This window comes from Vreelandella aquamarina, from assembly GCF_020075495.1.
In the GTDB taxonomy this organism is placed as follows: domain Bacteria; phylum Pseudomonadota; class Gammaproteobacteria; order Pseudomonadales; family Halomonadaceae; genus Vreelandella; species Vreelandella aquamarina_A.
This window is the reverse complement of the sequence record NZ_JABYQT010000003.1, coordinates 101,871-115,982: the sequence shown is the minus strand read 5'-3', so window position 1 is coordinate 115,982 and position 14,112 is coordinate 101,871. Positions and strand designations below refer to the sequence as shown.

Below are 14,112 nucleotides of genomic sequence, written 5' to 3'. Positions count from 1 at the left end.
CTCCCCGGTAGGCCGAGGCCGCAACGCCGGAGGCGTCAGCGGCGCTTCATCGCATCAAAGAACTCAAGGTTCGTCTTGGTATCCTTCAGACGATCGATCAAGAATTCCGTGGCAGCCGTATCTTCCATGGGGTTCAAGAGCTTGCGCAGAATCCACATGCGCTGCATCTCGTCTTCCGAGGCCAGCAGATCTTCACGGCGCGTGCCGCTTCTACGAATGTTGATCGCCGGGAAGACGCGCTTTTCAGCAAGCTTGCGGTCAAGGTGCGCTTCCATGTTGCCGGTGCCCTTGAACTCCTCGAAGATGACTTCGTCCATCTTGGAGCCGGTGTCGACGAGCGCCGTGGCGATGATCGTGAGACTGCCGCCCTCTTCGATGTTACGTGCCGCACCGAAGAAGCGCTTGGGCTTCTCGAGCGCGTGGGCATCGACACCACCGGTGAGCACCTTGCCGGAGCTGGGCACTACGGTGTTGTAGGCACGCGCCAGGCGGGTGATGGAGTCAAGCAGGATGACCACGTCCTTCTTGTGCTCGACCAGACGCTTGGCCTTTTCGATGACCATTTCCGCCACCTGAACGTGGCGTGCCGGCGGCTCGTCGAACGTCGAGGCAACCACTTCGCCACGCACGGTGCGTGACATTTCGGTCACTTCCTCCGGGCGCTCGTCGATCAACAGTACGATCAGGTGGCACTCGGGGTTATTGCGTGTGATCGAGGTGGCGATGTTCTGCAGCATCAAGGTCTTGCCCGCCTTGGGCGGCGACACGAGAAGCCCACGCTGGCCCTTGCCGATCGGCGCGGTCAGGTCGATGATACGGGCGGTCAGATCTTCCGTGGAGCCGTTGCCGATCTCCATGCGCAGACGCTCATCCGGGAACAGCGGCGTCAGGTTCTCGAAGAGAATCTTGTGCTTGGCGTTTTCCGGACGGTCGAAGTTGATCTGGCTGACCTTGAGCAGCGCAAAGTAACGCTCGCCTTCCTTGGGGGGGCGGATTTTGCCGGAGATCGAGTCGCCTTTACGCAGATTGAAGCGACGAATCTGTGACGGCGACACGTAGATGTCGTCCGGCCCGGCAAGATAGGAGCTGTCGGCGCTGCGCAGAAAGCCAAAGCCATCCTGGAGAATTTCCAGCACACCGTCGCCGTAGATATCCTCGCCGCTTTTGGCATGCTTCTTGAGGATGGCAAAGATGATGTCCTGCTTGCGCGAACGGGCCAGGTTGTCGATTCCCATCTCGCGGGCGATATCGAGCAACTCGGGAACGGATTTTTGCTTGAGTTCAGTGAGATTCATCGGTGTGTTAGAAAATTGCTCTTGGAAGCTAGGCGCGAAGCGCCGGAATAAGACAGGAGGCGTTAGCGCATGAAGAAAGGGCTAGGCGCCGTGTGATGCGTTCAGACCCCGATAAGGCACGTACTCGAACAGGCCACTAGGCCCCGATTGACTCATGACGGCATACAGTAAGGCGATGAGTATTACTCGGCTCGAGGGTGCTGGCAGTTGCTTGCTCTGATTGGCAAAGGAAAGAACCAATCAACGGGTCATCTGACGACTTGGAGTTCTGGCTGACGCTATCTGGATAGGGACTGTTCAGTCAACACTAACGTTGGCCGACACTCACTATTCAAGCGACATCGAATCATTTCAATGACACGGCGCAAGTGTCGAACATGCAGAAACGCCTGAAACTGATGCGCCCGCCCTCTATAGCGATGCTATTTTAAAAAGATGATTTTAAAATGACAACTCAGCGCGACAGGTTGAATCAAGCCAGTAGCCCGATGTTAGTCAAGCGCTGCCATAAACGCAAGCCTTTGCCAATTGACAATGACTACACCGCGCCGCAACCTTGGCATAGCCAATACGAAGGATAGCTCATGCCCAAGGACATTTCGCCCTCTCTTACCCCCCCGGCCAGCGAGTCAGAAGGCGCCACACCCCAGCGTCTGGCCGCCATTGACCTGGGCTCCAACAGCTTTCACCTGCTGGTGGCCAACTACCAGAACGAGCGGCTTCAGGTGGTCGCGCGGCTGGGCGAAAAAGTCCAGCTGGCGGCCGGCCTGGACGAGGAAGGCAAGTTAAATGAAGCCGCCATGCAGCGTGCGCTGGACTGTTTGGGCCGCTTCGCGCCCTTTCTAAGCGATATCGAGAGCGCCAACCTGCGGGTAGTGGGCACCAACGCGCTGCGCGATGCGGCGAATAGCCAGGCCTTCATCGAGCGCGCCGAGACGCAGCTGGGTCATGCCATCGAAATCATCGCCGGCCGCGAAGAGGCTCGGCTTATCTACCTGGGGGCGGCGCACGCGCTGGCCGAAAACGGCCGCCGCTTGATTGTCGATATTGGCGGCGGCTCGACGGAGTTCATCATTGGTGAAGCGTTTGAACCCAAGGCGCTCGAGAGCCTGCGCATGGGCTGCGTGACCTTTACCAGCCGCTTCTTCGCCGATGGCGAGCTGTCTGAAAAGCGCCTGCGCCGCGCCGAGCTCGCCGCCCTTTCAGAACTGGCCAATATTCAGCGCCCCTACCAGCGTCTGGGCTGGGACGACCCGGTCGGCTCCAGCGGCACGATCAAGGCGGCGGCCAGCGTGCTGCTGGCCTACGGCGATACGCCCAGCGAAGGGGTGATTACCCGCAGCGGCTTGAAGAAGCTGCGCGAGCGGCTGCTCAAGTGCAAGCATCTGGACAAGGTGGAACTGGACGGCTTGAAGCCGGACCGTGCGCGGGTATTCCCGGCCGGCATTGCCATCTTGAGTGCCGTCTTCGAAGCCTTCGAGCTCGAGCAGATGCGCTTTGCCGACGGCGCCCTGCGCGAAGGCGTGCTCTACGACATGGCCGGGCGCAACAGCGCCGAGGACACCCGCTCAAAAAGCCTCGACGTCTTGAAGCGCACCTACGACGTGGACACCCGCCAGGCGGATAACGTGGCAGATACCGCCAGGCGCCTGTTTCAGCAGGTCAAACGCGCCTGGTCGCTCACCCAGGAACACGGCCACTACCTGCAGTGGGCAAGCCACATGCACGAAATTGGCCTGGCGATCTCCCATAGCCAGTTCCATCGTCACGGCGCCTACCTGCTGGAACATTCGGACCTCGCCGGCTTTTCACGCCCCGAGCAGCACCAGCTTGCGTTTCTGGTGCGTGCCCACCGGCGCAAGTTTCCGCTCAAGGAGTGGCAGGCGCTGCCCAAATCCCAACAGGCCCATACCGCCAAGCTCGCCCAGCTGCTGCGTCTGGCGGTGCTGCTCAACCATTCGCGGCCCGAGAATGCCCCAGCGCTCCCCAAGATCAGTGCCAGTGCCACCGACCTGACGCTGGCCCTGCCCGTCAGCGAAGAGCCGACGCTACTGAGCACCGATATCGAGCAGGAGCAGGCCTATATGGCCGCGGCCGGGTTCACTCTGAACGTCGTGCTGGAGAACGATACGGCTGACTCGTCGCCCGTGCGATGACCACGCCAGCCGCCTGCCACAGCACCCGGGCAGGTGGCTGGATGACCCCCAGGCACGCCTCCCCCTGCATGATCACCATCAGTCGCTCGCGCTCCCAGGGTGGGATACCGGCTTCCTGAAGCAGCCTTTTCACGTCGCGCCGCCCCCGCCTGGCCAGCGCGATGACCTCCCCCCCCTGGCGCCAGCGCAGCGTCAGCGGTGTGCTGGCGTTCATGCCCAGCGCCAGCTCGCCGAGCGGGGTGGCAAGGCCCGGCTGGCCGTCCCAGCTGCTCTCCCACGCCGTTACCGGCGCAAGCGGCGCCAGCAGGTAAAGCCGCTGGCGCCATACCCTGGCCTCGGCGCCTGGCCAAGCAACGCGCACGCCGGCATCGGCGGCCGCGTTTAGCTGCGCAAGCAGGGCCTCCAGGCGTCGGCGCGGCGGTGTCGGCAGGTGCAGCGTCTGGCAGAACGTACGCACCAGTAAGCGCTGGCGAGGCAGAGAGCGGGCCAGCAGCGCCTCCGCATCCAGATACTCGCTACCCAGGCGCAGTGACGCAAGCTCGGCGCTGGCATACTCACCAAGCAGCGTATCCGCCTCACCCGCATAAGCCGCGCTTTGGGCAAGCGCCTCGCAGGCCTGGGGCCAGCGCGCCTTAAGCGCGGGCATGACCTCATGCCGCAAGCGGTTACGGTCAAAGGCGAGGTCACGGTTGGTGGGGTCTTCGCACCAGGAGAGCTCAAGCGCACGGGCGCAGGCTTCAAGCTGAGTGCGGCCGGCCGATAGCCAGGGGCGGATAAAGTGGCGTCCTTCTGAAACGCGCCGATAAGGCATGCCCGCCAACCCGCGGATACCGCTGCCCCGTAGTGCGGCGAGCAGCAGCGTCTCGGCCTGGTCGTCCTGATGCTGGGCAAGCCAGATGACGTCACCTTCGGGCACGTGGGCACAAAACGCGGCATAGCGCGCCTCGCGGGCAGCGGCCTCGAGGCTCTCCCCAGCTGACTCGACGCTTACGTGCACTACCGAAAGCGGCACCTCAAGCGCCTTGCACAGTGCCTGGCAGTGCGCTGCAAAGTCGTCGGCGGCCCCTTGCAGGCCGTGATGAACATGAATCGCCTGAAGCGTGCGGCCGGCGGGCCGACAGACGCGGCTTGCCAGCAGCAGCAGCAGCGATGAATCCAGGCCGCCCGAAAGGGCCACCCAAATAGAGCGCCCCGGCGGGGTATCCGCCAGGGCGTCGTTCAACAAGCGTTCAAGCGGCTCAGGCGGCCGGAGCGCCATAGCTCATCAGGCGCTTGTAGCGGCGCTCGAGAAGCGCCTCGGTATCCAGCGCCTGCAGACGCTCGAGGCTCGCCGTCAGGGTATCTCTGATGCGCTCGGCGGTGGTGATCGGATGGCGGTGTGCGCCGCCCAGCGGCTCCTTGATCAGCGTATCCACAAAGCCCAGCTCCTTGAGGCGTTCGGCGGTAATCCCCATGGCCTGGGCGGCGTCCGAGGCCTTCTCGGCGCTTTTCCACAGAATCGAGGCGCAGCCTTCTGGTGAAATCACCGAATAGGTAGAGTACTGCAGCATGTTGAGCTCATCGCATACGCCAATCGCCAGTGCGCCGCCGGAGCCGCCCTCGCCCACCACGGTGGAGATGATGGGCGTCTTGAGGCGAGACATGACCGCAAGATTGTAGGCGATGGCCTCGCTCTGGCCGCGCTCTTCGGCGTCGATACCCGGATAGGCGCCGGGCGTATCGATGAAGGTCAGGATGGGCATCTTGAAGCGCTCGGCCATTTCCATCAGACGGCACGCCTTGCGGTAGCCCTCCGGGCGCGGCATGCCAAAGTTGCGGCGCACCTTCTCCTTGACGTCGCGTCCTTTCTGATGGCCGATCACCATGACCGGCTTGTCGTTCAGGCGCGCAATGCCGCCAACCAGAGCGGCATCGTCGGCAAAGTTGCGATCACCGTGCAGCTCGTCGAAATCGCTGAACACGTGCTCGAGGTAGTCCAGCGTATAGGGTCGCTGTGGGTGACGCGACAGCTGGGAAACCTGCCAGGGCGTCAGATCCTTGAAGATCGATTCTGTCTGCTTGCGGCTCTTCTCCTCCAGCCGGGATATCTCATCGGAGAGGTTGACGCTGTCGGAGCTGACCAAACGCAGCTCCTCGATTTTTGCCTGAAGTTCGGCAATGGGCTGTTCAAAATCGAGATAATTAGGATTCATCGGCTTTGCCTGTAAGCTGCCTATTAAAAAAAAGCCTGCGAAACGCGCATCAATTGGCGCGTATTATCGCACCCTGGCCCTGCCACGCAAGTCAAGGCCCGTTCTATTCATCGTCCAGGCGCCCGGCTAGCGATAGCGAAGCTGAACCCCTGCCTGCCCTTCCACATCGCGAAGGGCCAGCAGCAGGTCATCGCTGGGCGCCACCTTCCACTCGTCAGACAGCTCAAGCCAGCCCACCGCCTCGACATGGCGGTACTGCACCCGCACGGGCAGACCTTCGCTATCCCGGTAGGGCGTCAGACTGTCGCGCAGGCTTTCGACCAGCCGCCCGTTGATCTGTCCGGCATCCAGGGCCAGCTCCACGGCCTGGCCGTAACGGGTGCGCGCGGTCACCATGGGCGTGACATCCTTGCCGCGCAGCTTGAGCCCACCGGAGAAGTCGTCACTGGAGACGTCGCCTTCCACGATCAATACCTGATCCGAGGCTATCTGACCGCGCAGCTGCTCGAACATTTCACCAAACAGCGAGGCTTCGATACGCCCGGTGCGGTCATCCAGGGTAATGAACGCCATGGTATCGCCGCGCTTGGACTTCATGGTGCGCATGGCCACCACCAGCCCGGCTACCCGCTGGGGCTCGCGGGAGGGTTTGAGGTCACTGATTCGGGTCGAGACGAAGCGCTTCAGCTCACGCTCGTACTCATCGATCGGATGCCCGGTGAGGTAAAGGCCAAGCGTATCCTTCTCGCCGGAAAGACGCTCACGGTCGGTCCATTCGCGCACGCCCCGGTACTCGGCGTAGACATCGTTATCCTCGACCTCGGCAAACGCCTCACCGAACATGTCGAGCATGCCCAGGTTCTGGTTGGCATGATTCTGGGCGGCCGCCTTCAGGGCGTCCTCCATCGAGGTGGCCAGCACCGCCCGGTTGGGGCCGAGGTTATCCAGTGCCCCGGAGCGAATCAACGCCTCGAGGGTGCGCTTGTTCATGCGCTTGGGATCGAGCCGGCGACAGAAATCGAACAGGTCAGTAAACGGCCCGCCGGTTTGGCGCGCCTCGACGATCGCCCCGATCGGGCCTTCGCCGACGCCGCGAATCGCGCCCAGGCCGTACACCACGCGGCCTTCAGTATCCACGGTGAACTTGTAGCCCCCCACGTTGACGTCCGGCGGCGTGACGGTCAGCTTGAGGTTGCGACACTCCTCGATCAGCGGCACGACCTTGTCCAGGTTGTCCATTTCGGTGGACATGACCGCGGCCATGAAGGGCCCCGGGTAGTGCGCCTTGAGCCAGGCGGTCTGATAGGAAACCAGCGCGTAGGCGGCGGAGTGCGACTTGTTGAAGCCGTAGCCGGCAAACTTCTCCACCAGATCGAAGATATTGCCCGCCAGGTCCTTGTCGATGCCGTTGGCTGCGCACCCCTCCATGAAGCCCGAGCGCTGCTTGGCCATCTCTTCGGGCTTTTTCTTGCCCATTGCCCGGCGCAGCATGTCCGCCTGGCCCAGGGTGTAGCCCGCCATCACCTGGGCAATCTGCATGACCTGCTCCTGGTACAGGATGATCCCGTAGGTCGGCGCAAGTACCGGCTTCAACAGCTCGTGCTGATAATCCGGGTGTGGATAAGAGACTTCCGCGCGACCGTGCTTACGGTTGATGAAGTCATCCACCATGCCGGACTGCAGGGGTCCGGGGCGAAACAGCGCCACCAGGGCGATCATGTCGTCGAGCGAATCCGGCAGCAGGCGCTTGATCAGCTCCTTCATGCCGCGGGATTCGAGCTGGAACACGGCGGTGGTTTCGGCGCGCTTGAGCATCTCGAAGGTCTTGCCGTCATCCAGCGGAATGGCGTCGATATTCAGCGGCGCCTGGCCCTGGACGTCGCGCACCTTGTCGACCATCTCGAGCGCCCAGTCGATGATGGTCAGCGTGCGCAGCCCGAGAAAGTCGAACTTGACCAGCCCGGCGTCTTCGATATCGTTTTTATCGAACTGCACGACCAGGCCGTTGCCGTTTTCATCGCACAGCAGCGGCGAGAAATCGGTCAGCTTGGTGGGCGCGATGACCACGCCCCCGGCGTGCTTGCCGGTTCCCCGGGTGGTACCTTCGAGCTTGAGGGCCATTTCCCAGATCTCTTCGGCTTCATCGTCATTCTCGATGAACTCCTTGAGTGCTGGCTCCTGCTCGATTGCCTTGCCAAGGGTCATGCCCACTTCAAAGGGGATCAGCTTGGAAAGCTTGTCGCCCAGCGAGTAAGGCCGCCCCTGAGCACGGGCCACGTCGCGCACCACGGCCTTGGCGGCCATGGTGCCGAAGGTGACGATCTGGGAGACGGCGTCACGCCCGTAGCGCTCGGCCACGTACTCGATGACACGGTCGCGTTTCTCCATGCAGAAATCGACATCGAAGTCGGGCATGGAAACACGTTCAGGGTTCAGAAAGCGCTCGAACAGCAGGTCGTAGCCGATCGGGTCGAGGTCGGTGATCTTTTGCGCGTAGGCCACCAGGGAGCCCGCGCCGGAGCCACGCCCCGGTCCCACCGGCACGTTGTTGTCCTTGGCCCACTGGATAAAGTCCATCACGATCAGGAAGTAGCCCGGAAACCCCATCTGGATGATGACGTTGAGCTCGAAATCCAGCCGCTCGCGGTAGCGCGCGTCGATGGCCTTGTACTCATCGCTGTCACGGGGGTAGCGATCAGCCGGGAACAGAAAATCGAGGCGATCCGTCAGGCCGTCGTGGGACACCTTGCGAAAGAACTCGTCCTGGGTCATGCCGTCGGGAATTTCGAACTCGGGCAGAAATATCTCACCCAGGCGCACATCCACGCTGCAGCGCTCGGCAATCATCACGCTGTTTTCCAGCGCCTCGGGAATATCCGAGAACAGCGCGGCCATTTCCTCGGGGCTTTTCAGGTACTGCTCTTCGGAATACCGCCGTTCACGACGCGGGTCGTCCAGCGCCTTGCCCTCACCGATCGCCACGCGTGTCTCGTGGGCCCAGAAATCATCACGCTCGAGAAAGCGTACGTCGTTGGTGGCCACGACCGGTGTGCCGGTTTCAAGGGCCAACTTGACGCTGGCGTGCACGCACGCCTCCTCCAGCGGCCGGCCGGTACGAATGAGTTCCAGATAAAAGCGCTCGGGGAACGCCGTTTGCCACTCCTCGAGCAGCAGGCGTGCTTCGCGAACGTGATCGGAGAGCAGGTGGCGGCCTATATCGCCCTCGCGACCGCCAGACAGCGCAATCAGGCCGCCGCTCTGCTCGAGTACCCAGCGCTTGTCGAGAATCGCCCGCCCCTGGCGCTGCCCGTGGGTCCACCCCTTGGAGATCAGTTCGGTCAGGTTACGGTAGCCCTCGGCATTCATCGCCAGCAGCGTGATGCGATATGGATGAGCATCATCGTGGGGGTTGGCAAGCCAGAAGTCGCTGCCGATGATCGGCTTCAGCCCGGCGCCCTGGGCTCCCTTGTAAAACTTGACCAGGCCGAACAGATTCGTTTCATCAGTCAACGCCAGCGCCGGCATGCCCCGCTCGGCAGTGGTACTGACCAGGGACTTAAGTTTTACCAAGCCGTCGACCAGGGAGTATTCACTGTGCAAACGTAGATGAACAAACGGTACCGTCATGACACTCTCGGTAAAATCTCGGTAAAAGGGAACGCGCTTACAGCAGGGCCAACTGACGCTGAACCGGTGCAAAGCTGCGGCGGTGCTCGGCCAGCGGTCCGTGCACCGCCAGCGCTTCAAGATGCTGCTTCGTGGGATAGCCCTTGTGGCGCGCAAAGCCATACTCAGGATAGCGTATATCCAGCGCCATCATCTGGGCGTCGCGAGCTACCTTGGCAATGATCGACGCGGCGGCAATGGCTGGATGGCGGGCATCGCCCTTGACCACGGCCTGGCCGGGCAGCGAATGCCCAGGCATCCGGTTGCCATCCACCAGCAGGTATTCCGCGCCAGGCATCAGGCCATCGATCGCCCGGCGCATCGCCAGGTGCGTGGCGTGGTAGATATTGAGCTGGTCGACCTCGGCGGCGCTGGCCTCGGCCACCACAAAGGCCAGTGCCTGTTCGCGAATCAACCGATCCAGCGCTTCACGCTTGCGCGCGGTCAGCTTCTTGGAGTCGGTCAGCCCATCGATGGGGCGCTTCGGGTCCAGAATCACTGCAGCCGCTACCACGCTTCCAACCAGCGGCCCGCGGCCCACTTCATCCACGCCAGCCAGACGCTCGCCGGCATAGGCGATTTCCAGCGGCGGATAATCCAGTGACGAATTGTCAAGCGGCTTACTCGCCATGGTGTTGCTCCAGCGGCTGGCCGGCGGCGATGGCCGTAATGGCTTCGGCAGCGCGGCGGCTGGCATCACGCTGAAGTCCTGCGTGCATGGTGGCAAAGCGTGCCTCAAGCGCGGCGCGGGCGGCCTGATCGGCCAGCAGCCGGTCCAGCTGGCCGGCAATCGCCTCCGGTGTGGCCGCCTCCTGAATCAGCTCCGGCACCATGCTCTCCTGGGCGATCAGGTTAGGCAGCGACACCCAGCGCGTCTTGACCAGTCGCCTGGCCAGCCAGTGAGTCGCCGGGGCCATCTTGTAGGCCACCAGCATGGCGCGATGGCACAGCATCGCTTCAAGAGCCGCCGTACCCGAGGCCAGCAGCACCGCATCGCTTGCCACCATGGCCTCACGCGCCTGGCCATCGAGCAGGCGCACTCGCGCGGCCAGTGCCGGGTAGTCGTTCAATAACGCTTCGATTTCCGCATGGCGCTGCGCCGTAGCGGCCGGTATCACCACGCTCAAGGTGGCGTGACGCTGACAGAGCTGCTCGGCGGCGGATAAAAACGTCCGGCCCAGAAAGCGCACCTCGTTGCCGCGCGACCCCGGCAGCATGGCGAGCACCGGTGCATCCGGCTCGAGCCCCAGCGCCTGGCGAGCGGCCAGCCGGTCGTTCTCGAGCGGCAGTTCATCGGCAAGGGGATGGCCTACAAAGGCAACAGGCACCTGATGCTTGCGATAGAAGTCCGCTTCAAACGGCAGCAGTGTCAGCATGCCGTCCACCGACTGGGCAATCCCCTTCACCCGGCCCTGACGCCACGCCCATACCGAGGGGCTTACGTAGTGTGCGGTCTTGATGCCTTCACGGCGCAGCTGCTTTTCCAGGCCAAGAGTGAAGTCCGGGGCGTCGATGCCCACCATGATGTCCGGCTGCCAGGCAAGTGCCTCGCGGCGCAGCGTACGGCGTACGCCCACCAGTTCAGGCAGATGCTTGACGACCTCGACCAGCCCCATCACCGAAAGCGTTTCCAGTGGAAAGCGGCTCTGCATGCCTTCAGCGATCATGCGTGGTCCGCCAATGCCCCGAAACTCGACGTCGGGATGATGTACCTTGAGTGCGCGCATCAGGCCCGCACCGAGAATATCTCCCGACAGCTCCCCGGCGACGAGGTATACGCGTTGCAACGTCATGGAAACAGCACGCCTAGCGGATGATGCCGCGAGTTGAACGCTCGATGGAAGCAGCAAAGTGGGCCACTTCTTCCAGATCAAAACGGGCGCGCATCTCGCCAAGCGCCTGCTCGACGGTCAGCCCCTGGCGATAGACCATCTTGTAGGCAGCGCTCAGCGCATTGATGGCTTCGCGGCTGAAGCCACGACGCTTGAGGCCGACCAGATTGAGGCCACGCGCCTCGGCGGGGTTGCCGTTGATCATGATATAGGCCGGCGTATCCTTGGTGATGATCGAGCCACCACCGGCCATGGCGTGCTCGCCGAAGTGACAGAACTGGTGCACCGCGGAGAGCCCGCCCAGAATGGCATGATCGCCAAGCGTGACATGACCGGCGAGCGTTACCTGGTTGGCCAGGATGCAATCGTTGCCGATCACGCAGTCATGGCCGACATGGACATAGGCCATGAACAGGTTGCGCGAACCGATGGTGGTTTCGCCGCGATCCTGAACGGTTCCGCGATGCAGCGTGACGCCCTCGCGCACCACGTTGTCATCTCCCATCACCAGGCGCGTCGGTTCACCGGCGTACTTCTTGTCCTGGCAATCCTCGCCTACGGAGGCGAACTGAAAGATACGCGTGCGCTTGCCAAGCACCGTGGGGCCCTTGATGACCACATGGGGGCCAATGACGGAACCTTCGCCGATCGTGACGTCTGGCCCTATGACGCTGAAGGGGCCAACCTCGACGCCGTCGGCAAGCCGGGCTGCCGGGTCGATCAGTGCAGTAGGGTGTATCAAGCAACCTTCCTCTCGGCACAGATGATTTCCGCTTCGCAGGCAAGCTCACCGTCAACGGTGGCGCGACAGGCGAATTTCCAGATACCGCGCTTGCCGCGGATCACGTTGGCTTCCAGCGTCAGCTGGTCGCCAGGCATGACCGGGCGCTTGAAGCGCACGTTGTCGCTGCCTACGAGATAGTAGACGTAGCCGTCGGCGGGCAGCTTGTTGACCGTCTTGAACCCCAGGATACCGCACACCTGGGCCAGCGCTTCCACGACCAGCACGCCCGGCATGATGGGATGATGCGGGAAATGCCCGTTGAAAAAAGGCTCGTTGATGCTAACGTTTTTAAACGCAACGATGGATTCACCTACGGTCAATTGCGTTACTCGATCCACCAGCAGAAACGGATAGCGGTGGGGCAAGTATTCGCGAATTTCGTTAATATCCATAACCATCGTAACGACCTCAAAAATGAAAAACGCCTGATCGGCATCAGGCAAATACCAGCGCCCCGGCTGGTTGAAGGGCGGGGATTATAACCCGCGGCGATGACGCCTCAAGCTACCTACCCAGCAAATAATGTGACCTTTATGTATCACTGGTGTTTTTTTCCAGCCGCGACAGGCGCTTGGCAATATCGTCGAGCTGTTTGAAACGTACTGCATTCTTACGCCATTGGGTGTTGCCCATGGCGCCGGTACCAGAGGAGTAGACCCCCGGCTTGTGAATCGAGTTGGTAACAAGGCTCATGCCGGTTACCTGCACGCCGTCACACAGCGTCAGATGCCCGGAAAGCCCCACGCCGCCGCCCAGCATGCAGTGCCTGCCCACCCTGGTCGAGCCGGCAATCCCCACACACCCCGCCAGCGCGCTATGCGCGCCTATCGTCACGTTATGGGCAATCTGGACTTGGCTGTCGATCTTGACATCATCGCCGATCACGGTATCGCCAAGCGCGCCCCGGTCAATGCTCGAACAGCTGCCGACTTCCACGTCATCACCCAGCACCACGCCACCGAGCTGGGCGATCTTGTGCCAGCCTTCGCCGTCGTGAGCAAACCCGAAACCGTCGCCACCAATCACGCAGCCGCTTTGCAGGATGACACGCTTGCCGATCACGACGCCATGACACACGGTAACGTTGGCATGCAGTCGTGTGCGCTCCCCGATGATGCAGTCGGCACCAATCACGCTGCCTGCGCCGACCACGACGTCATCCCCCAGGGTCACGCCCTCTTCCACGACGGCGTGCGCCTGAATGGATACGTTCTTGCCCAGGGTAACGCCCTTCGCTACCACGGCGGTGGGATGAATGCCGGGCTTGTCACGCGCGGGCAGCGGGTCGAATAGCTGGGAGAGATTGGCGTAGCCCAGGTAGGGGTTGTCGATCTCAAGGCGCGGCACCGGGCAGTGCTTGGCGTGCTCTGGATGAAGCAGCACGGCTGCCGCCCGGGTCCTGGCCAGGTCCTTCAGGTAGGCCCGGTTGGCCAGAAAGGCCACCTGGTCAGGCTCGGCTTCCTTGAGCGTTGCCAGGCCACGGATGGGCTGGTCTGCATCACCTTCGAAAGTGATGCCCAGATGGCGAGCGATGTCCGCAAGAGTGAGGTGGTGAGGTGCGTGCGTCATGGGAGCCCAGCAAACAGTGGTGCGACAGCGCCGCACCGGCAGTCATTGAAAATTAATTACATCGAGTCAAAGAGTTGCGTAACCTCTTCGGTTACATTGGGCAAATCCATTGACGAGTGCAGCACGCCTTGCGGCTCCACCAGCACATCGATGTTGTGGCGCGCCAGCACCTGTTCGACAGCCTGTTCGAGCTTCGATTCAGCGCTTTCCAGGAACTGCTGCTCGGAACGCTGCTGGGCCTGAATCACTTCACGGCGCAACTGCTCGAAGCGGCTGCCCTTCTCCTGAAGCTCGGCCACCAGCGAGTCGCGCTCGGATTGGGCCATGCTCTGGCCGTCACGCTGCAGACGCTCCTGCAATTGCTGCAGCTCATTTCCCAGGCCCTGGGCTTCGCGCTGCTGGCTACCGATCTGGCCTTCCAGCTGGCTTAGCGAAGATTGAGCGGACTGGGTATTCATCAGCGCTGCACGCCAATCCAGCACCGCTACTTCCGCGGCCTGGACGGCATGAGCCGGTAACACCATGGCACCGAAAAGGCACACCGCCGCTGTCAATTTACGCATCGAGTCAACTCCTTGTCATTCAGGCTAAAGCGCACGCTCGCGTGCGCTTGCTGGC

Annotated in this window: 11 protein-coding genes; 1 reads left to right on the top strand and 10 read right to left on the bottom strand. The window is 62.2% G+C overall.

Annotated features, from left to right (window positions below; genetic code table 11):
* Positions 1-35: 35 nt before the first annotated feature.
* The gene (rho, locus tag HW452_RS05980; protein ID WP_106375708.1) at positions 36-1,295 is read right to left on the bottom strand and encodes a transcription termination factor Rho; all 1,260 of its coding nucleotides are present in this window, start codon (positions 1,293-1,295) and stop codon (positions 36-38) included.
* A gap of 584 nt (positions 1,296-1,879) precedes the next feature.
* Here rho and ppx point away from each other — a divergent pair.
* Positions 1,880-3,451 carry an exopolyphosphatase gene (gene ppx / locus HW452_RS05975; RefSeq protein ID WP_224105189.1) on the top strand — a complete coding sequence of 524 codons (1,572 nt, stop codon included), beginning with the start codon at positions 1,880-1,882 and terminating at the stop codon, positions 3,449-3,451.
* Here the strand turns inward: ppx and tilS are convergent.
* From tilS to HW452_RS05930, 9 genes are all read right to left on the bottom strand, one after another.
* Positions 3,396-4,709: a tRNA lysidine(34) synthetase TilS gene (tilS, locus tag HW452_RS05970; RefSeq protein ID WP_224105188.1), complete on the bottom strand. Its 1,314-nt coding sequence runs from the start codon at positions 4,707-4,709 to the stop codon at positions 3,396-3,398. The two genes, ppx and tilS, sit on opposite strands and share 56 nt — an antisense overlap.
* Entirely contained in the window at positions 4,690-5,643 is a 954-nt protein-coding gene (gene accA, locus HW452_RS05965; RefSeq protein ID WP_224105187.1) for an acetyl-CoA carboxylase carboxyl transferase subunit alpha, read from the bottom strand. The genes tilS and accA overlap by 20 nt, the downstream gene beginning before the upstream one ends.
* Positions 5,644-5,769: 126 nt before the next feature.
* Complete coding sequence (gene dnaE, locus HW452_RS05960; RefSeq protein WP_224105186.1) at positions 5,770-9,270, bottom strand: DNA polymerase III subunit alpha; 3,501 nt, start codon at positions 9,268-9,270, stop codon at positions 5,770-5,772.
* Between the two features lie 37 nt (positions 9,271-9,307).
* Positions 9,308-9,940, bottom strand: coding sequence for a ribonuclease HII (gene rnhB / locus HW452_RS05955; RefSeq protein WP_224105185.1), 633 nt, complete (start codon positions 9,938-9,940; stop codon positions 9,308-9,310).
* Complete coding sequence (gene lpxB / locus HW452_RS05950) at positions 9,930-11,102, bottom strand: lipid-A-disaccharide synthase (protein ID WP_224105184.1); 1,173 nt, start codon at positions 11,100-11,102, stop codon at positions 9,930-9,932. The genes rnhB and lpxB overlap by 11 nt, the downstream gene beginning before the upstream one ends.
* A 13-nt stretch (positions 11,103-11,115) precedes the next feature.
* Positions 11,116-11,883: an acyl-ACP--UDP-N-acetylglucosamine O-acyltransferase gene (lpxA, locus tag HW452_RS05945; protein WP_224105183.1), complete on the bottom strand. Its 768-nt coding sequence runs from the start codon at positions 11,881-11,883 to the stop codon at positions 11,116-11,118.
* Positions 11,880-12,323: a 3-hydroxyacyl-ACP dehydratase FabZ gene (gene fabZ / locus HW452_RS05940; protein ID WP_106375814.1), complete on the bottom strand. Its 444-nt coding sequence runs from the start codon at positions 12,321-12,323 to the stop codon at positions 11,880-11,882. Before fabZ ends, lpxA begins: the two co-directional genes overlap by 4 nt.
* A 133-nt stretch (positions 12,324-12,456) precedes the next feature.
* Positions 12,457-13,494 (bottom strand): UDP-3-O-(3-hydroxymyristoyl)glucosamine N-acyltransferase, encoded by a 1,038-nt coding sequence (gene lpxD, locus HW452_RS05935; protein WP_224105182.1) that lies wholly within the window; start codon positions 13,492-13,494, stop codon positions 12,457-12,459.
* A 56-nt stretch (positions 13,495-13,550) separates the two neighbouring features.
* A complete protein-coding gene (locus tag HW452_RS05930) occupies positions 13,551-14,057 on the bottom strand; it encodes an OmpH family outer membrane protein (protein ID WP_224105181.1) in 507 nt (168 codons plus the stop codon).
* Positions 14,058-14,112 lie beyond the last annotated feature (55 nt).